This is a genomic window from Cellulomonas xylanilytica (genome assembly GCF_007989805.1).
GTDB classification, from domain to species: Bacteria; Actinomycetota; Actinomycetes; order Actinomycetales; family Cellulomonadaceae; genus Cellulomonas; species Cellulomonas xylanilytica.
Window position 1 is genome coordinate 103,195 of record NZ_BJUB01000002.1, and the last position, 18,221, is coordinate 121,415.

Genomic DNA, 18,221 nt, shown 5'->3' on the forward strand with positions numbered 1-18,221 from the left:
CTATCCCGCTCACACCAGCCCGCGGCGGCTTCCGACGATCCCCGACGAGACCGTCGTGCCCGCCCACAGGGCCGTGTCCGTGCACCCCTCCGCGCAGTGCATCGCGCACGTCGGGCACACCCACAGGGTGTGGTGGCGGTCGACCGTGCAGCCGCACGTGACGAACCGTTCCGAGGGTCGCCCCGGCCCGTTCGTCGTCCACCGGTGACCGGCCGGGCAGCCCGACGGAGGCACCCGCACCCAGCCGCGCGGCGTCCGCTGCCACTTCGACCAGTCGATCTCCCGGACCATCGAACAAGTGTACGAGTCGGCCTCACGCGCCCGCTGTGGGTGGCGACCGACAGGATGGCCCGATGGACCTCGACGACGCCCGGCAATCGGCCCTCGCGCTGCCCGAGGTGACGGAGCGGCAGAGCTGGGGGCAGCCGGCGTGGTTCCACCGGGCCCTGGTGGCTCGTATGTGGGACGAGGACCGCATCACGGTGCGGGTGGAGGACAACGGGGAGCGGCTGGCGCTGGTGGAGCAGGAGCCGTCGCTGTACTCGACCACCGACCACCACGCCGGCGCCAACCTCGTGCTGATCGCGATGGACGCGGTCGACGCCGAGACGCTCCAGGCGCACCTCGCGGAGTCCTGGTGGTGGGCGGCACCGCCGGTGCTGCGGCGCCGGTACCCGCACCTCGGGCCGCCCGCGGCGAGCGAGTGACCGCGTCGCGCGGCCGGCCCAGCCCACTGCGGCGCCCACGGCGACGGCCTACGCTCGACGACGAACCGCGACGGGGACGAGGGAGCAGATGACCGAGCCCGACTGGGTCCGACACGCGATCTGGTGGCACGTCTACCCGCTCGGGGCCGTCGGCGCGTACCCGGGCGACGCCCCCGGTCCCGACGAGCACCGGCTCCGCCGCCTGGTCGGCTGGCTGGACCACGTCGTCACGCTCGGCGCCTCGGGCGTCCTGCTGGGCCCCGTGTTCGCATCGAGCACGCACGGCTACGACACCGTGGACCACCTGCGCATCGACCCCCGCCTCGGTGACGACGGGGACTTCGACGCCCTCGTCGCGGAGGCGCACGGCCGCGGGCTGAAGGTGCTGCTCGACGGCGTCTTCAACCACGTCGGCCGGGACTCGGCGATCGCGCGGCGGTCCGTCGACGCGATCGAGGGCCGGTCCGACGACGAGGTCTGGCTGCAGCGTCGGGAGGACGGCGGGTTCGTCGGGTTCGAGGGGCACGACGCGCTCGTCACGCTGGACCACGCGCACCCCTCCGTCGTGCAGTACGTCGTGCGCGTCATGAACCACTGGCTCGACCGGGGCGCGGACGGCTGGCGGCTCGACGCGGCCTACGCGGTGCCGACGACGTTCTGGGCGCAGGTGCTGCCGCGGGTGCGCGCGGAGCACCCCGACGCGTGGTTCGTGGCCGAGGTCATCCACGGCGACTACCCGGCGTTCGTGCAGGGGTCGACGGTCGACTCGGTCACCCAGTACGAGCTGTGGAAGGCGATCTGGAGCTCGATCAGCGACGCCAACCTGTGGGAGCTGGCCTGGTCGCTGACGCGGCACGACGAGTTCCTCGAGTCGTTCGCGCCGCAGACGTTCGTCGGCAACCACGACACCACGCGCATCGCGAGCACGATCGAGGACCCGCGCCACCGGGCGCACGCGGTCGTGGTGCTGTGCACGGTCGGCGGGACCCCGACGGTCTACGCGGGCGACGAGCTGGGCCTGCTGGGCGTGAAGGAGGAGCGCGAGGGCGGCGACGACGCCGTGCGGCGGGAGCTGGCGGTCGACGGGCCCAGCCAGGACGACAACCCCGTCCTGCGGCTCCACCAGGACCTCATCGGCCTGCGGAGACGTCACCCGTGGCTGCACCGGGCGAGGACGAGCCAGGTCGCGCTCACCAACACGACGTTCGTGTACGAGGTGCGGGACGGCGACGACGCGCTGCTGGTGGCGCTGAACCTGGGCGACGAGCCGCTCGCGCGGCCGGGCGGCGAGGTCCTCGCGTGCGACGACGCCAGCCGCGAGCGGGCCGACGTCGCGCCGCACGGCTGGGCCGTGGTCGCGCCGTAGGCGTCTAGCGACCTGCGACGACGCAGACCGACCCCACCGGTGCGGTGTCGGCGCGGAGCGTCTCGTGCACCGTCCAGCCGGCCCCGGTCAGCAGGGCGGTCGCCGCCTCGACGACCTGCTCGTCCTTCTGCGGGACCGGTCCCTGGTGGAACACGTACAGCCGCCCGCCCGGGGCCAGCGCGCGCGAGACCACGGCCAGGCCGTCGGCGGGCGGTGTCCAGAACAGGCTCACGTTGACGGCGAACACCACGTCGAAGGACGCCGCTTCCAGCTCCGCTGCGGCGAGGGTCGTGGTGCGGAGCTCCGCGACGCCGGCCTCGACGCTCCGGCGGTTCCGCCGACCGGCCGTCTCCGTCATGGTCGCGGAGCGGTCCAGCGCCAGCAGGCGCCCGCCGTCGAGCCGCTCGCACACCAGCGCGGCGGCGATCCCGTGGCCGCAGCCCACCTCCAGCACCCGGTCGGTCGGCGCGATCCGCATCACCTCCATCGCCCAGACGAAGCGATCGGGGACCCTCTCCGGCATGGCCGCCACCTCCTGCCCCGCACCGTAGCGAGCAGGAAGGGCGGCGCACCGGTACCCAGCCGGAACGCCGCCCTTCCCTCACCGCACCCCCGGCGGTGGTCCTGCTACCAGGCCGACGGCGCGGGCGGCGCCACGACCGGCGGCCGGTCGTCGCACGTGATGGTGTTCGGCAGCTGCCACGCGCCGAACCACGGCCCGGTGGTGCCGCCGCCGTCGTTGCCGCCGAGGTCGACCGACGACCACTCCGAGCCGGTGGGCGGGAAGTTGAACGACCCGCAGTTGTTGATGCCGACGGCACCCACGTTGCGGGCGTCGACGTTCTCGAAGGTCGCTGACCCGGCGGCGCGGGCGCTGAGCACCGAGGTGCCGGTGCCGTCCACCCGGATGTCGCGGAAGTGCAGGTTGGTCACCGAGTAGAGGTCCTTCACGGGCCAGTCGGCGACCACCATGATCGCGTTGTAGGTGCTGTCGAGGAAGTGGTCGCCGACCACCTGGACGTCCGCGTCGATGTCCCCCTGGAGCGCGTAGAACCAGATCGCGCCGAGCCCGATGTTCCAGTTGAGCTCGTAGGTGCCGGCACGGACGGTGGTGTTGTCGGTGATCCAGAGGCTGCCGGTGAAGGGTTCGGCGCCGAACCGGGAGCCCACCTGGATGCCGCTGCCCTCCCGGACCGGGTCGGCCACGAGGTTCCCGACGAGCGTCGTGTCGTGGCCGCCGTAGATGGCGATGCCGTTGGCCAGCGTCGGCGTCTGGACGGTGTTGTTCTCGAACCGGTTGCCGGAGTTGGTCGTCTTCTCCGCCCACATGGCCAGCCCGTCGTCGCCCGTGTTGCGCACGACGTTGTTCGACGCGACCGAGTTGGTGACCCCGGTGTGGAAGTTCAGCCCGTCGGCGATCTGGTCGACGAGGTAGCTGTTCGTCACGACGAGGTTGTCCATCGGTCCGTCCACCCAGACGCCGACCTTGGTGTGCTGGATGTACAGGCCGTCGATGGTCGAGTCGCTCAGCGCGCCGCCGATGCCGTTGACCTGGTCGGTGTCGATGCGCTCGCGCACGTCGCCCTGGATGGCGAACCCGGACAGGTGCACGTTCGACGAGCCGCCCTCGGACGCGTCCTTGCCGTAGAAGCCGACGCCGGTGTGCACGGAACCGTCGGGCGCCGGAGCGGGCAGGGCCACCTCGCGGCCCTTGATGGTGGTGTACCAGCTGCCGGCGCCCTCGATCGTGACGTCGTCGACGATGATGTGCCGGTTCACCTGGTAGACGCCCGGCGGGACGTACACCGGCAGGTCCTTCTTCTGCGCGAACGCGATGGCCTTGTCGAACGCCTGGGCGGAGTCCTTCCGGCCGAAGGGGTCGGCACCGAACAGCAGCACGTTCGCGGCCTTCAGGCGGACGTGCGGCGGGCCGACCTGCTCGGAGTCCAGCAGGTCGATGACCGTCCACGCGGCGTTCGTCCCCGGAGGGGCGGTCAGCCGGACCGTCGACCCGGCCTTGTACGTCTTGCCGAGGAGCAGTCGTTGCTCGTCGTAGAAGTGCATGGGCCGGAACGGGGTGGTGACCGTCGGCGTCGGCGTGGTCTGCGCGGGGACGCACGCGCACTCGGTGATCCACCAGTCGGGGTGCAGCAGGCCCGCGTTCGGGTCGTTGCTGAACGGGTACTGGTTGTAGAGCCACGAGTACTGCGAGGTCAGCGTCATGGTGCGCTTCCCGGAGCCGTTGACGGTGACGTCGAGCGGGGCCGTGATCCCGCCGCCGGTGGCCGAGTCGGGGATCGAGTACCGCACGGTGAGCGCGTTCGCGGCCTTCGGCAGCGTGAACTCGACGTACTGCCCGGGCAGCAGCTTCACCGCCGAACGCCCCGACGCCTCCGCCGGCAGCGTGTACGCGGTCCGGTCGGGGCCGATGACCGTGCCGGTGGTCACCGCACTCTCCGCCTCCTGCTCCAGGAAGCCGACGGAGGCACCGCGCCCCTCGACCAGGGCGGGGTCGAGCGCGGCGCGCGTGACGGGGGTGGGAGCCGGGGCGGGGGGACGTCCGTGGGCCGACGCGGCGCTCCCGGTACCGGCGACCACGGCGACGGCCAGCACGACGGCGAGCGCGCGCGGCGCCCGACGGCGACCGGGCCAGCTGACTGAGTTCCTCACGGAGCGCCTCCTTGCGCAGCCGGGGACGGCGCCGTGAGGACGGGCAGGGGCACGGCGCCGCGGGGACGGGACACACCGTACGTTCTGGACAATCCTGTAGACAAGATCGGATTGAAGAAAGCAAGAACTTACGCATATCGACGCAAGAGTCCGTCGCAACGAGGCAGTCGGACCAGTTCCGTGCAGCACGAGGCGGTGCAACGCCCTGACCGCCCGCGGGCGGCCCGGCGTCACGCGTCGAGGTGGCTGACCTCGTCCCAGACGTCGGCCCAGGTCTCGCGCGGGCCGTCGCACACCTGCACGACCCCGCCCTGCTCCTCGTTGTCGACGTCGACCCCGTTGTCGACCACGGCCACCGACCGGCACCCGACGGCCCAGGCCGGCGCGTCCTCGTACCCGACGAGCACCACGGGCCTGACGAGGTCGGCGTCCGGCGGGCCCCAGGCGGCGTACCCGTTGTGCCCGCTGTGCACGGGCACGTCGGAGCCGTACCACTCGAGCGCGCCGGCCTCGCCGTAGCTCGCCGTGACCACGAGCACCGCCCCGCTGTCGTCGACCGCCCGCCCCACCGTCGCGACCAGCTCGGGCCAGCCGATCATCTCGGCCTGGTCGCCGTTGATCTCCGGGTAGACGGACGCGCCGAACGTCCGCTCGGGCAGCAGCGGGAGGGCTGCCGGCCAGGCCACGAACGCGCCCAGCGCCAGCACCGCGCCGGTCACGACGAGCCCTCGGCGGGACCAGCGCTCCTGCAGCCCGCACGCGCCGGCCGCGAGCAGCACCGGCACGGCGCCGACGACGTAGTACGCCTTGCCACCGGTCACCAGGAACGCCACCACGAGGACGAGGAACGCCCACGCGAGCGGCTTGGCCCGCACCAGCGCGGGCACGCGCAGCAGCCGCACCAGGCCGTAGACCCACAGCACGGCCGCGACGGGGCTGTACTGGACGAGCAGGAGGCCGACGAACTCCAGCCGCGGTCCGACCCCGGAGTACTCGTCGCGGATGTCGGCGGCCAGCTCCAGCTGCGGCCACCCGTGCGCCGCCTGCCAGAGCAGGTTCGGCAGCCAGAGCAGCAGCGCCAGGCCGACCCCCGCCCAGGCCCACGGCGAGCGCAGGTGGTGCCGGACCTGGGGGGTCAGCGCGACGCCGACCACGACCGCCCCGAGCAGGAACCCGACGAGGTGCTTGTCCAACAGCCCGATCCCGCCCAGCAGCCCGACCAGCAGCCACCCGCGTGGCGCGTCCCGGGACAGGGTCCGCAGCACGACGTACACGATCGCGACCCAGAACAGGGTGTCGATCGTCGTGGTCGAGAGGATGTGGCCGAGCGTCACGACGACCACGCCGGTCCCGGTCGCGACGGCCGTGAGCACCTGCGCCCCGGTCCGGCCACCCAGCTCCCGGGCGGTCAGGGCGGCCAGCACGACGACGGCGGCGGCCGCGAGCGCGCTGGGCAGGTGCAGCGCGACGAGGGAACCGGGCGCGACCAGGTCCATGACGCGCGCGACGAGCGGGGTCAGCGGCGGCTGGTCGGGGTAGCCCCACGCGAGGTGCCGGCCGGCGGCGACGAAGTACAGCTCGTCGCGGTGCGGGCCGTACCGGCCGGACAGCGCGACGAGCACCGCGAGCAGCGCACCCGCGGTCCCGAGCACCCAGAGCGTGGCGAACGGAGCCACGGCAGGGGACGCGCCGCGACGCCGGTCGACGTCGGCGACGACCACCCGGGGAGCGTAGCGACACCGCCGGGCGCGACGGGAGGGACCGGGTGAGACTGGATCCATGATCTCTGTGGACATCCCGACCCTGACCCTCCCCGGCGGGCAGATCCCCGTCGTCGGCCTCGGCACCTGGCAGTCGGAGGGCGGTGCCGCCGAGCGCGCGGTCACCGCGGCGCTGCAGCTGGGGTACCGGCACATCGACACCGCCACCGGCTACGGCAACGAGGCGGAGGTGGGCCGGGCGCTGGCGACCATCGACGTCGACCGGGACGACGTGTTCGTCACCACCAAGCTGCCGCCGGACCACGCCGACCGCGCCCGCCGCACGCTGACCGAGTCGCTGGTGGCACTGGGCACCGACCACCTGGACCTGTGGCTCATCCACTGGCCGCCGGGGCGCCAGGCCTCCCCGGAGACGTGGCAGGTGTTCCGGGAGGCGCGCGACGAGGGTCTCGTCCGGTCGATCGGCGTGTCCAACTACTCGATCGCCCAGCTGGACGAGCTCATCGCCGCCACGGGCGAGGCCCCGGCGGTGAACCAGATCCCCTACAGCCCGCGCGACCACGACCCCGACCTGCTGGCGGCCCACCGCGAGCGCGGCGTCGTCGTCGAGGGGTACAGCCCGCTGAAGCGCACCGACCTGGGTGCGTCGGCGCTGACGGCCGCGGCGGACGCGCACGGCGTGACCCCGGCCCAGGTGGTGCTGCGCTGGCACGTGCAGCACGACGTGGTCGTCATCCCGAAGTCGACGACGCCGGAGCGGATCGGGTCCAACCTCGACGTCCTCGGGTTCTCGCTCACCGACGACGAGATGGCCGCGATCGACGCCCTGGGCTGAGCCGCCGGCTCACTCCAGCACCGTGATGCCGTCGGTCGTGTAGGACCACCCGACCAGGAGGCCGTGCATCAGCTGGATGTCGGACACCCCAGGCGGGAACTCGATCGTGCGCGTCTCGTCGCCCGTGCCGAGGTCGTACACGGTCACGCGGCCGACGCCGCTGTCGTCGTACGCCGACGACAGCAGCATCAGGTCCCGGCCGTCGGTGGCGAGCATGCCCTGGCCGGACACCGGCAGCGGGGTGCGCCACAGGACCTCGCCGGTGCGGCCGTCGAGGCCGGCGATCTCGGTCGACGTGGTCAGGTACAGGCGGCCGCGCAGGATCAGGGCGTTGTAGCTCGGTTGCACCTTGGCCTCCCAGAGCTGCTCGCCGGTTCGCCGGTCCCACGCGTACGCGTGGCCGCGGTAGGTCAGCGTCAGGCCGGGCAGGCTGCCGTCGTCGACGGTGACCCGGACGGGCTCCCCCTGGAGCACGACGTCCCCGGCGGGGTCGGCGTCAGGGGCCAGCAGCGTCGTCGTCGTCGGGCTGCTGCCGCCGTAGGTCGAGATCATGAGCTGCCCGGTCACCGGGTCGGTGCCCAGGCCGGCGTCCTGGCCCGCCTCCCGCAGGTCGTCCCGCACCAGGGCCCCGGTCTCCGACAGCACGACGTACCCGTCGCCGTCGTAGAGGGCGACGGCGTCCCCGGCGGTGAAGAGTCCCCAGTCCTGCTGCTCGGTGGGCGTGACGTCCGCCGCCTCCACGGGCTCCCGGTAGCGCCACTGCTCGTCACCGGTCTGGACGTCGTGCCCGACGACGACCACGCCGTCCTGCGCGTCGCGCGTGCCGACCACGGCGAGGTCACCGACGACGGCGAGCCGGGACCCGTGCGCGACGGCCCACTCCGCGACCACGTGCCCGTCCCCGCTGTCGAGGACCACGACCCGGGTGGTGGTCGCCGGGAAGCGCTCCTCCGTCTCGTTCCCGTAGCGCACGAACCCGTCCGTGGCCAGGCACACGAGGAGCGTCGAGGCCTCCTCCCAGCCACCGTCGCCCTGGCAGCGGCCGCCCGAGCCGTTCTCCCGCGTCGCGGCGCGCTCGGTGCTCGGGCCCACCAGCGGGGTGGACCACAGCGCCGCGCCCGTGCGCTGGTCGACCGCCTCGACGGACTGGGACCCGTCCGGCGCGACGGTGAGGGTGGCGGTGCGCGCGTCGCCGATCTCGATGGCCGACCAGAGGTCGTAGCCCTCCACCGACGACATCTCGCGGACCACGACCAGCTCGTCGCCGAGCTGCGGGAAGACGCCCGCGACGGAGGCGAGGCGCGCGACGGCCGCTGCCTCCCGGGAGTCGACGACCCACTGCGTACCCACGAGCGACAGGGCCACCGCCACCGCGCCGGCCGCGACCCACCGCGGGCCGCGTCGGCTGCGCGCGGGCGTCTCGGGCTGCTCCGTGACGTGCTCGTCACCGTCGAGCAGCTCGACCTCCTGCATGTCGCCGCGGCGCGCCATGGCCGGGACTGTACCGGGCCCGGCCGCATCGGAGGGGACGTATTGATATTCGTTCTCATTCGCTGTTACGGTCACCGCCATGACCACCACGAGAGCCGCCCTGCGCCGCCCCACGACCCTCGCCGCGCTCGCCCTTCCCCTCGCCCTGCTGACCGCCTGCGCGGGCTCGCCGGCGGACGCCCCGACGTCCGAGCCGTCCGCCTCCGAGGTGGCCGAGGCGTCGGACGCCCGCGAGACGGCGACCCTCGAGCCCCGCCTCGTGCTCACCTACGACGGCGGCCTGCAGGTCCTCGACGCGACCACGCTCGAGACCCTCGCGGACCTGCCCCTCGACGGTTTCAACCGCATCAACGAGGCCGGTGACGGCCGGCACGTCCTCGTCACCACGAAGGACGGCTTCACCGTGCTCGACACCGGGGTGTGGGCCGAGGCCCACGGGGACCACGCGCACTACTACGCGGCCGACCCGGAGCTGACGGGCACCACCTTCACCGCCGAGAAGCCCGGCCACGTCGTCCCCCACGGCGAGCGGACCGCGCTGTTCGACGACGGCACGGGTGCGGTCACGGTGATCGACAGCGAGCACGTCGCCGACGGTCCCGAGGGCGCCCGCACGTTCACCACCCCGTCCGCGCACCACGGCGTCGCGGTCGAGCTCGAGGACGGCACGGTCGTCGTCAGCGAGGGCACCGAGGACGCCCGGACCGGGATCCGGGTGCTCGACGCCGGCGGCACCGAGGTCGACCGCTCCGACGCGTGCCCCGGGGTGCACGGCGAGGCGGTCGCCGCCGACGAGGCCGTCGTCGTCGGCTGCCAGGACGGCGTGCTCGTCTACCGCGCCGGCACGATCACCAAGGTGGCGTCCCCCGACGCGTACGGCCGCATCGGCAACCAGGCGGGCACCGAGGCGTCGCCCGTGGTGCTCGGCGACTACAAGTCCGACCCCGACGCCGAGCTCGAGCGCCCGACGCGCGTGTCGCTGGTCGACACGGTGGCCGGCACGCTCCAGCTGGTCGACCTGCCCGCCAGCTACTCGTTCCGGTCCCTCGCCCGTGGCGCCGACGGGTCCGCCCTCGTGCTCGGCACCGACGGCGCGCTGCACGTCATCGACCCGCTGACGGGACGGCTGGAGCGGTCCGCCCCCGTGGTCGGGCCGTGGACCGAGCCCGACGACTGGCAGCAGCCCCGCCCGACCGTGCGGGTGCTCGACGGCATGGCCTACGTCACGGACCCCGAGCAGCGCCGCCTGCACGTGGTCGACCCGGCCACCGGGGAGATATGGAAGAGCGTCGAGCTGACCATCACCCCGAACGAGCTCACCGGCGTCCTCGGCGGGACGCACAGCCACTGACCCCCTGACCAGGCGGACGGCCTCCCGGCGGAACCCCGGGGGCCGTCCGTCGCTATCCGAGCACCACCAGCCGGCCGTCACCCCAGCCGAGCAGCAGGTGCCCGAGGGAGAGCGTGGACCGCAGACCGTCGGGGAACGGCACCCGCCACAGGGTGCGGCCGTCGGTCAGGGCGTAGGCGACGAGCTCGCTGCGGTCGTCGCCCCCGACGGGCTGCTCCGCGGTGACCAGCTGCCGCCCGTCGGTGACGAGGAACCCGGGCACCGTGCCCTCGACCGTCGCGGCCCGCCACACCAGCTCCCCGGTGCGGCCGTCCAGCGCCACCACCCCCGCCTGCGTGCTCAGGTACACCCGCCCGTCCAGGACGACCGAGTTCACGGACGCGACCACCTCGGACCGCCAGCGGGCCTCGCCCGTGGCCGCGTCCCAGCCACGGACGTTCCCGCTGGACGTCACGACGAGACCCGGCACGCTCCCGTCGTCGACCGTGAACGGGAGGACCTCGCCCGGCACGTCGACGTCCGCACGGCCGCGCTCGACCAGGGTCGAGAGCAGCGTGCCCGACCCGGTGGCGGACAGCAGGACGAGCCGCCCCGCGACGGGGTCGACCACGTGGTCGGCGTCCCCCGGTCCGCTCTCGCGCAGCACCTGTCCCGTCGACGACAGCACGGTGGCGGTCCACCCGGGGACGGTCACGGCGACCAGACCGTCGACGGCGACCAGCCGGACCCCGCCGGCGAACGCGCGGCGGTCGGCACCGGGCAGCGGCGGGCTGAACCGCCAGCGCACCTCCCCGGTCAGCAGGTCCCGGCCGGAGACCTCCGTCTCGGCGTCCCGCCCGGGGACCGCCACGACCGCCAGCCCGGGGAGCGCCGCGAGCGCGGTGGCACCCGGTGCGGACGTGTCGGCGACGACGTGCCCGTCGCGGGTGTCGAGGACGACCACCCGCGTCGTCGTCGCCGCCTTGCGCGTCTCGACCCCCTCGTCGCCGTACTGCACGAAGCCGTCGCTGACCAGGCACGCGGCCTCCTCGGGCGGCCCCTCGTCGACCGGCACCGCGACGCACGTGCCGGCGGCGGTCCGGTCGAGGGATCGTGCCCGGTCGGCGTCCGGTCCCAGCAGCGGGGTGCTGAACCGTTGCCGCCCCGTGCGCTGGTCGAGGGACACGAACGCCTGCGACCCGTCCTCGGCGACGAGCAGCCCGAGCACGGCGCCGTCGACGTCGATGCGCTGCGCGATCACCGCGGTCACCGCGGGGTCCGGCCGCCACAGCACCCCCGTCTCGGCCCCGACGGACCGCACGACCCCGGGCGTCGCCGCGAGGCGCTCGGTCGCTGCCCGCTCCCGTCGATCGAGGACCGCCTGCGTCAGGCCGAGCCCCACGGCGAGCACGACGGCGACGCCGACCACCCACCGCCACGCACCCCGGCCCCGGGCAGCCGGCTCCGGCGCGACGGCCGGGACGTCCGCCTCGTCGAGCTCGACGTGCTGCATCGCACCGCGCGGCATGGCCGGACACTAACCTCGCCGCGGTCCGGCGGCGCGCGCAGAGCGGGTGGAACTCATGAGCTGCCCAGCACCGCCGACGGCGCCGGGTCGCCGCTCTCGCCGGCGACGAGGAGATGGCCCTGCGTCCACGCCGCGTCGAGGCCGCCGGGCAGCGGCGCCTGCCACAGCCGCTCGCCGCCCGTCAGCGAGTACGCCGACAGCGAGCCCGCCGCGGCATCCTCCCCCGGCGTGAGCCCGACCAGCAGGACCCGACCGTCGGTCATCAGCCGGGCCAGCTGGTCGTAGGTGCCGGCGTTCGCCGTCCAGACCACCGAGCCCGTCCGCCCGTCGAACGCCACGATCTCACCGGCGCTGTCGCCGCTGGTGCAGTAGACCAGCCCCCGCAGCACCAGGACCGGACCGCTGGTGTGCCGGTCGGCCTGCCACACGGCGTCGCCGCTCGCCGGGTCCAGCGCCTGCATCCGGGAGCCCTCGATCAGCTCGACGTCCGGCAGGCTCCCGTCGTCCACGGCCCGGTGCACCAGGCGACCGGGGATCCGGCGGTCGTCCCGGCCGGGCTGAACGATGGTCGTGACCGGCCGGAAGGCGAGGTACCCCGACAGCACCTCGAGCCGCGCGCCGGCCTCGTCGCGGGACAGCCGGTCGTACCGCTCGCGTTCGCGCGCGACCGTGCCGTCCGCGGCGAGCAGGGTCACCGCGGACCCCGCCTCGGTCACGGCCACCAGGTCGCCGACCGTCACGAGGTCGAACCCGGAGACGTCGCCCGCCCGGTCCAGCTCCGGCCGCGGCGACGTGTGGCGCCAGCGCACCTCACCGGTGAGCAGGTCCTGCGCGGTGACCTCGGCATGACCGTCCGCGCCGGGGGCGGCGACCACCGCGAGCCCGGGCAGCAGGGCGAACGTGAGGGCGGCGGGGGCCGTCCGGTCCGCCACCACCCGTCCGTCCGCGGCGTTGACCACGACGACGCGCGAGGTCGTCGGCACGCGCGCGAGGGTCAGGCGGCCGCGCGCACTGGTGCCGAGCAGCGCGTCGGACACCAGGCACGCGACGAGCTCCTCGGTGCCGTCCTGCTCACCGTCGGGCACGGGCGCGCACGACGTCCTCGACGCACGGGCCCCACGCTGCCCGAGCGCAGGGTCCGGATCGGCCAGCGCGGTGGCCCACCGGTCGCTCCCGGTCTGCGGGTCGAGCGCCACGACGCTCTGCGCCCCGTCGGGACCGGTGCGCACCCCGACGAGCAGCCCGCCGATCTCGGCGCCCTCGGTCAGCACCTCGGCGTCGGCCTCGTCGACCGCCCACCGCGCGACCAGGTCCGGGTCGACCGGGCGCAGCACGCCGGGCAGCTGCGCGAACCGTGCCGACGCGGCACGGTCGCGGGCCGCGAGGACGACCTGCGTGCCGACTAGCACGAGCGCCATGACGAGCAGCGCGACCCCCCAGCGACGGGCACGGCCGGCGACCGGAGGCTGCTCCGCAGCGGCGACGGGGCGGTCGTCGTCGACCACCTCCACCTGCTGCATGCGACGCACCGGCCCCATCACGCGACAGTAGGCCTCAGCCGCGCACCCTGCGCTCGAGGTACGCCCGCTCCGCATCGTTCGCGGTGCGCGCCAGCGCCTCGCGGTACGCCGCCGCGGCGTCGTCGGTGCGGCCGAGCCGACGCAGGAGGTCGGCGCGTACCGCGGGTCGCAGCGGGTGGTCCGGGGCCCCGGCCAGGGCGTCCAGCCCGGCCTGCGGACCGTGCGCCATGCCGATCGCGACCGCCCGGTTCACCTGCACGGCGGCGGACGGCAGCACCACGACGAGCTCGTCGTACAGACCCGCGATCCTGTCCCAGTCCGTGTCCGCGGCCGTCGGTGCGGTCGCGTGGCACGCCGCGACCAGGGCCTGCAGCTGGTACGGGCCGACGCGCTCGTGGCGGACCGCCTCGCGCAGGTGCCTCAGGCCTGCGTCGATCGCCGCGCGGTCCCAGAGGGCACGGTCCTGGTCCTCGAGGGCGACCAGGACGCCGTCGACGTCGGTGCGGGCGGACGTCCGCGCGTGGTGCAGCAGCAGCAGCGCGAGCAGGCCGTGCGCCTCCGGGTCGTCCGGGACGAGCCCGACCAGCACCCGGGCGAGGTCGACGGCCTCGTGGCAGAGGTCGACCCGCACCAGGTGCGGACCGGAGCTCGCCGCGTAGCCCTCGGTGAACATCAGGTAGAGCACCGCGAGCACGGCGGGCGTGCGCTCGGGCAGCCGCGCCGCGGACGGCACCTGGTACGGGATGCCCGCGACCGCGATCTTGCGCTTGGTCCGCACAAGCCGCTTGGCCATCGTCGGCTCGGGCACCCCGAACAGGCGCGCGATCTCCGCCGTCGTCAGGCCGCACAGCGTGCGCAGGGCCAGCTCGACGCGCGACGACAGGGACAGCGCCGGGTGGCAGCAGGTGAACAGCAGCCGGAGGCGCTCGTCGACGATCCCGCTGTCCAGCGCGTCGAGGTCGAGCCCGCCCTCGCCGGGGTCGGGGTCGGGACGGATCGACCGCAGCTTCTCGGCGCCGACGCGCTCGCGCCGGATGCGGTCGACGGCCCGGTTGCGGGCGGTGGTCGTGAGCCAGGCGCGCGGGACGTCGGGGATGCCGTCGCGGCGCCAGGTACGCAGGGCTGCGGCGAACGCGTCCTGCGTGCACTCCTCGGCCAGGTCCCAGTCGCCCGTGACCCGGATCAGCGTGGCGACGAGACGTCCCCAGTCCTGGGCGAACGTGTCCGCCAGCACGCGCTCGACGTCGTCGGTCACGAGACGCGCACCGGCCTGACCTCCACCTGCCCGATCACTGCCGCGGGGTGCGCGGCCGCGATCGCGACCGCCTCGTCGAGGTCGGCGCAGTCGACGACGGCGAGCCCACCGACCTGCTCCCGGCCCTCGGCGAACGGGCCGTCGGTCAGCAGGACCTCACCCTCGCGCAGCCGGACCGTCGTGGCGGTCGCGCTGTCGTGCAGGCCGACGTGCGCGCGCAGCACCCCCCGCTCCTCCAGGTCGGTGATCCAGGCGTGGAACGAGCCGGGAGCCCCCTCCCGCAGGCGCTCCTGCGCGAGCTCCTCGTCGGCACTGATGAGCAAGAGGTACTGCATGACGGCTCCTGACGGTCGACGGGTGGTCCCCCTGGACGAGCGGCGGACGCCCCGAGGGACAGCATCGCGCGACGTGTCCATCAGTGGCAGCGGTCTTCGTCCTCCTCGTGACATCCCCCACCCCAGGAGCCCACCGTGCAGACCCTCACCTCCGCCGACGGCACGCGGATCGCCTACGTGCGCGCCGGGACCGGCCCGGCCGTCGTCTTCGCCACCGGCGCGTTCAACGACCACACCACGTGCGCCCACCTCGCGGCGCTGCTCGAGCCCGACCACACGGTGGTCACCTACGACCGGCGCGCTCGCGGGCGCAGCGGCGACACCGCGCCGTACGCGATCGAGCGGGAGATCGAGGACCTCGCCGCCGTGGTCGACGTCGCGGGCGGCCGCGCCGCCGTGTTCGGGTTCTCCTCCGGCGGCAACCTCGCCCTCGCCGCCGCCGCGGCCGGCGTCCCCGTCACGCACCTGGCCCTCTACGAGGCACCGTTCGCGCTGGGCACCCTGCCCGCGCGGCCCGCGGACCTGTCGGCGCGGCTGGCGGCGCTGATCGCGGACGGCCGCCCGGGTGACGCGGTCGCGCTGTTCCAGACCGAGGGGGTCGGCATCCCCGCGGCGCTCGTCGAGCAGCTCCGCACGTCGCCGGGCTGGCCCTCGCTCGTCGCGATCGCGCAGAGCACGGTCTACGACGCGACCATCACCTCGGTGCTCGGCGTGCCGACGCCGTCCATGAGCGCCGTCGACCTCCCGACGGTCGTCGTCACCGGCGCGCAGACGTGGCCGGGCCTGCCGGAGTCGGCCGCCGCGCTGGCCCGCCTGCTGCCGGACGCGCGGCACGTCGTGGTCCCCGGCGGCGCCGACCACGGCATCCCCGCCGAGGCCACCGCGGCCGTGCTCCGGGAGCTGCTGGCCTGATCACCAGCGGTGTGCGACGTCCACCACCAGCCGGGACGACGTGCCCGGTCCGTCGAGGGTGAACACGCGGAAGGGCAGCCGGGCCCGGACGCCCAGCCCGAGGCTCGTGTAGCCCTCGAAGGACCCGGCCGCCACGACCTGCCGGAAGGTGCTGTAGCCCGTCACGTCGGTCAGCTCGAGCGGGTCGGCCGGGTCGTAGGTCTCGTTGTAGCCGGAGTCGTACGACGGGTCGTTCACCGTGATCTGCAGGGCCGCGCCGCCGCGCGTCGGGATCTCGTAGCCCGAGGCGTCCTGGATGACGACCGGGACGTACGCCACGGTGTAGCCGCCCACGTCGCCGGCCACGTCGATCACGAGCCGGTCGTAGCAGGAGTGCCGGCCGGTGCGGACGTTCACCACGGGAGCCTGGGACAGGTCGGGCGCCGCCTTCGCCAGCGACCCCCACACGATCCCGCAGTAGGGCGCCGCCGCGGCAGGCGACGCCGGGGCGATCAGGAACGCGCCCACCAGCAGCACGACCGAGAAGAATGCTCGCCTCATGGCACGACCCCCTTGCCGCGCGGGCGTCGCCGAGAGCCCGATCGTTCAGTCTACGGCCGCGGAGTCGGGACAAAGCGGGTGAAAATGGTCGACGGACGCATGGACGCGCTGACGCCCGGCCGCTCGGGAGCGACCGGGCGTCAGCGGGAGTGCTTACCGCAGGCCGGTGGACAGCGCGCTGATCAGCTCACCGTTCGACGTGTCGCCGGACAGCTCCCAGAAGAAGGCACCGCCCAGACCCTTGGTCTTGGCCCAGGACGTCTTGCCGGCCAGCGTGCTGGGCGTGTCGTAGCCCCACCACTCCGAGCCGCACTTCGCGTACGCGGTGCCGCCGACCGTGCCCGTGACCGGGCAGCGGTTCTTGAGCACCTTGTAGTCCTCGATCCCCGCCTCGTACGTGCCGGGGGCCGCGCCCGTCGCCGAGCCGCCGGGGGCCGTCTGCGTGACCCCGGTCCAGCCGCGGCCGTAGAAGCCGACGCCCAGCAGGATCTTGTTCGCGGGGACGCCCTTGGCGATGAGCTTGTTGACGGCCGCCTCGGTGTTGAAGCCCGCCTGCGGGATGCCCGCGTAGGACGTCAGGGGCGAGTGCGGTGCCGTCGGACCCGTCGGGTTGAACGCCCCGAAGTAGTCGTAGGACATGGGCATGATCCAGTCGAGCTTCTGCGCTCCTCCGGCGTAGTCGGCGGCGTCGATCTTGCCGCCGTTGCTGCCGTCGGCCGTGATCGCCGCGGTGATGAGCTTGCTGCTGCCGAACTTGTTGCGCAGCGCCGTGATCACGTTGTTGAACGACGCGGGTCCGCTCGAGTCGCACGTCAGGCCGCACGCGTTCGGGTACTCCCAGTCGATGTCGATGCCGTCGAAGACACCGGCCCAGCGGGGGTCGTTGAGCAGCGTGTAGCAGGAGTCGGCGAACGCGGTGGGGTTGGCCGCCGCCTGCGTGAAGCCGGACGACCAGGTCCAGCCGCCGAAGGACCAGATCACCTTGAGGCCGGGGTTCATGGCCTTGAGCTTCTTGAGCTGGTTGAAGTTGCCGCGCAGCGGCTGGTCCCACGTGTCCGCGACGCCGTCGACCGAGTCGGCCGCGGTGTACGCCTTGTCGTACGCCGCGTAGGAGTCACCGATGGAGCACTTGCCGCCGGTGGTGTTGCCGAACGCGTAGAGGATGTGGGTCAGCTTCGAGGCCGAGCCGCTCGTCTGGATGTTCTTCACGTGGTAGTTGCGGCCGTACACGCCCCACTCGGCGAAGTAGCCGACGAGCTTCTTGCCACCGGGGGGCGGCGTCGTGGTCGGGGTCGGCGTCGGGGTGGTCGGCGTCGGCGTCGGGGTGGTCGGGGTCGGGGTCGGCGTGCTGGTGGGCGTCCCACCGGTGCACGCCACGCCGTTGATGCTGCAGGCGGTCGGGCTCTTGAAGGGTCCCGTCGCGACGTAGCCCCAGGTCAGCGAGGCCCCCGGCGCCAGGGTGCCGGCCCAGCTCTTGCTCTTCGCCGTGTAGTGGTTGCCGGCCCGGGTGACGTCGGCGTCCCACGAGCTGCTGATGGTGTCCCCTGCGGGGAGGTCGAACTCGAGGGTCCACCCGTTCACGGCGGTGGTGCCGGAGTTGGTGACCTTGACGTTGACCTGGTGGCCCGTGCCCCAGTCGCCGGCCGAGGTGAACGTGGCGCCGATCGAACCTGCTGCGTACGCGGGCTGGGTCACGACCAGCGCGGTGAGCAGCGTGAGCACCGCGGCGAGAGCCGTGGTGACCAGGACGGGACGTCGTCGGCCCGTCGTCGTGCGGGAGTGTCTGAAAGCCATCGTGCGGTTCCCCTGTCCATCGTCGGAGCGTCGAATATGTAAGGAGTGTGTACTAATGGTTCACAGCGACGCTAACAATCGTCACAGGGTGAAGTCAACGGTTCCCGGACACCCGTCTGGGTCGTCTTCCGCGGCACGGACCAGCGGGAAAGCGCAGTCTTCGACAGCGAGAAGCCGCTCCGACGACCGCGTCGACGACGCTCAGAAATGCCCCCGG

16 protein-coding genes are annotated in these 18,221 nt (G+C 73.7%); 5 read left to right on the forward strand and 11 right to left on the reverse strand.

What is annotated here, in order from left to right:
• Window positions 1–9: 9 nt before the first annotated feature.
• Window positions 10–291 carry a hypothetical protein gene (locus CXY01_RS03335; protein WP_146925654.1) on the reverse strand — a complete coding sequence of 94 codons (282 nt, stop codon included), beginning with the start codon at window positions 289–291 and terminating at the stop codon, window positions 10–12.
• 62 nt (window positions 292–353) lie between these two features.
• On the opposite strand from CXY01_RS03335, the gene CXY01_RS03340 reads away from it, so the two are divergent.
• Window positions 354–707, forward strand: coding sequence for an MmcQ/YjbR family DNA-binding protein (locus CXY01_RS03340; protein WP_146925655.1), 354 nt, complete (start codon window positions 354–356; stop codon window positions 705–707).
• An 88-nt stretch (window positions 708–795) separates the two neighbouring features.
• Window positions 796–2,073, forward strand: coding sequence for an alpha-amylase family glycosyl hydrolase (locus CXY01_RS03345; protein WP_146925656.1), 1,278 nt, complete (start codon window positions 796–798; stop codon window positions 2,071–2,073).
• A gap of 4 nt (window positions 2,074–2,077) precedes the next feature.
• Here the strand turns inward: CXY01_RS03345 and CXY01_RS03350 are convergent, their stop codons facing one another.
• From CXY01_RS03350 to CXY01_RS03360, 3 genes are all read right to left on the reverse strand, one after another.
• A complete protein-coding gene (locus tag CXY01_RS03350) occupies window positions 2,078–2,596 on the reverse strand; it encodes a class I SAM-dependent methyltransferase (RefSeq protein ID WP_146925657.1) in 519 nt (172 codons plus the stop codon).
• Window positions 2,597–2,700: 104 nt separating this feature from the next.
• Window positions 2,701–4,743, reverse strand: a complete 2,043-nt coding sequence (locus CXY01_RS03355; protein ID WP_146925658.1) for a glycosyl hydrolase family 28-related protein — start codon at window positions 4,741–4,743, stop codon at window positions 2,701–2,703.
• 230 nt (window positions 4,744–4,973) lie between these two features.
• A complete protein-coding gene (locus tag CXY01_RS03360) occupies window positions 4,974–6,464 on the reverse strand; it encodes a glycosyltransferase family 39 protein (RefSeq protein WP_186813281.1) in 1,491 nt (496 codons plus the stop codon).
• A 58-nt stretch (window positions 6,465–6,522) separates the two neighbouring features.
• On the opposite strand from CXY01_RS03360, the gene CXY01_RS03365 reads away from it, so the two are divergent.
• Window positions 6,523–7,299 (forward strand): aldo/keto reductase, encoded by a 777-nt coding sequence (locus tag CXY01_RS03365; protein WP_186813282.1) that lies wholly within the window; start codon window positions 6,523–6,525, stop codon window positions 7,297–7,299.
• A 9-nt stretch (window positions 7,300–7,308) separates the two neighbouring features.
• On the opposite strand, the gene CXY01_RS03370 is transcribed toward CXY01_RS03365, so the two are convergent.
• A complete protein-coding gene (locus CXY01_RS03370; RefSeq protein WP_186813283.1) occupies window positions 7,309–8,790 on the reverse strand; it encodes an outer membrane protein assembly factor BamB family protein in 1,482 nt (493 codons plus the stop codon).
• Between the two features lie 79 nt (window positions 8,791–8,869).
• Between CXY01_RS03370 and aztD the strand changes: the two genes are divergently transcribed.
• Window positions 8,870–10,141: a zinc metallochaperone AztD gene (gene aztD / locus CXY01_RS03375; protein WP_146925661.1), complete on the forward strand. Its 1,272-nt coding sequence runs from the start codon at window positions 8,870–8,872 to the stop codon at window positions 10,139–10,141.
• A 52-nt stretch (window positions 10,142–10,193) separates the two neighbouring features.
• On the opposite strand, the gene CXY01_RS03380 is transcribed toward aztD, so the two are convergent.
• From CXY01_RS03380 to CXY01_RS03395, 4 genes are read right to left on the reverse strand one after another with little or no spacing between them, the layout of a single operon-like run.
• Window positions 10,194–11,648, reverse strand: coding sequence for an outer membrane protein assembly factor BamB family protein (locus CXY01_RS03380; protein ID WP_146925662.1), 1,455 nt, complete (start codon window positions 11,646–11,648; stop codon window positions 10,194–10,196).
• Between the two features lie 53 nt (window positions 11,649–11,701).
• Complete coding sequence (locus tag CXY01_RS03385; protein ID WP_146925663.1) at window positions 11,702–13,168, reverse strand: outer membrane protein assembly factor BamB family protein; 1,467 nt, start codon at window positions 13,166–13,168, stop codon at window positions 11,702–11,704.
• Between the two features lie 34 nt (window positions 13,169–13,202).
• Window positions 13,203–14,423 carry an RNA polymerase sigma factor gene (locus CXY01_RS03390; RefSeq protein ID WP_146925664.1) on the reverse strand — a complete coding sequence of 407 codons (1,221 nt, stop codon included), beginning with the start codon at window positions 14,421–14,423 and terminating at the stop codon, window positions 13,203–13,205.
• Window positions 14,420–14,758, reverse strand: coding sequence for a YciI family protein (locus CXY01_RS03395; protein WP_146925665.1), 339 nt, complete (start codon window positions 14,756–14,758; stop codon window positions 14,420–14,422). Before CXY01_RS03395 ends, CXY01_RS03390 begins: the two co-directional genes overlap by 4 nt.
• Window positions 14,759–14,893: 135 nt before the next feature.
• On the opposite strand from CXY01_RS03395, the gene CXY01_RS03400 reads away from it, so the two are divergent.
• The gene (locus tag CXY01_RS03400; protein WP_146925666.1) at window positions 14,894–15,670 is read left to right on the forward strand and encodes an alpha/beta fold hydrolase; all 777 of its coding nucleotides are present in this window, start codon (window positions 14,894–14,896) and stop codon (window positions 15,668–15,670) included.
• On the opposite strand, the gene CXY01_RS03405 is transcribed toward CXY01_RS03400, so the two are convergent.
• Both CXY01_RS03405 and CXY01_RS03410 read right to left on the reverse strand, forming a co-directional pair.
• Window positions 15,671–16,210 carry an AMIN-like domain-containing (lipo)protein gene (locus CXY01_RS03405; protein ID WP_146925667.1) on the reverse strand — a complete coding sequence of 180 codons (540 nt, stop codon included), beginning with the start codon at window positions 16,208–16,210 and terminating at the stop codon, window positions 15,671–15,673.
• 153 nt (window positions 16,211–16,363) lie between these two features.
• Window positions 16,364–18,004 (reverse strand): glycosyl hydrolase family 18 protein, encoded by a 1,641-nt coding sequence (locus CXY01_RS03410; protein ID WP_146925668.1) that lies wholly within the window; start codon window positions 18,002–18,004, stop codon window positions 16,364–16,366.
• Window positions 18,005–18,221: the final 217 nt, after the last annotated feature.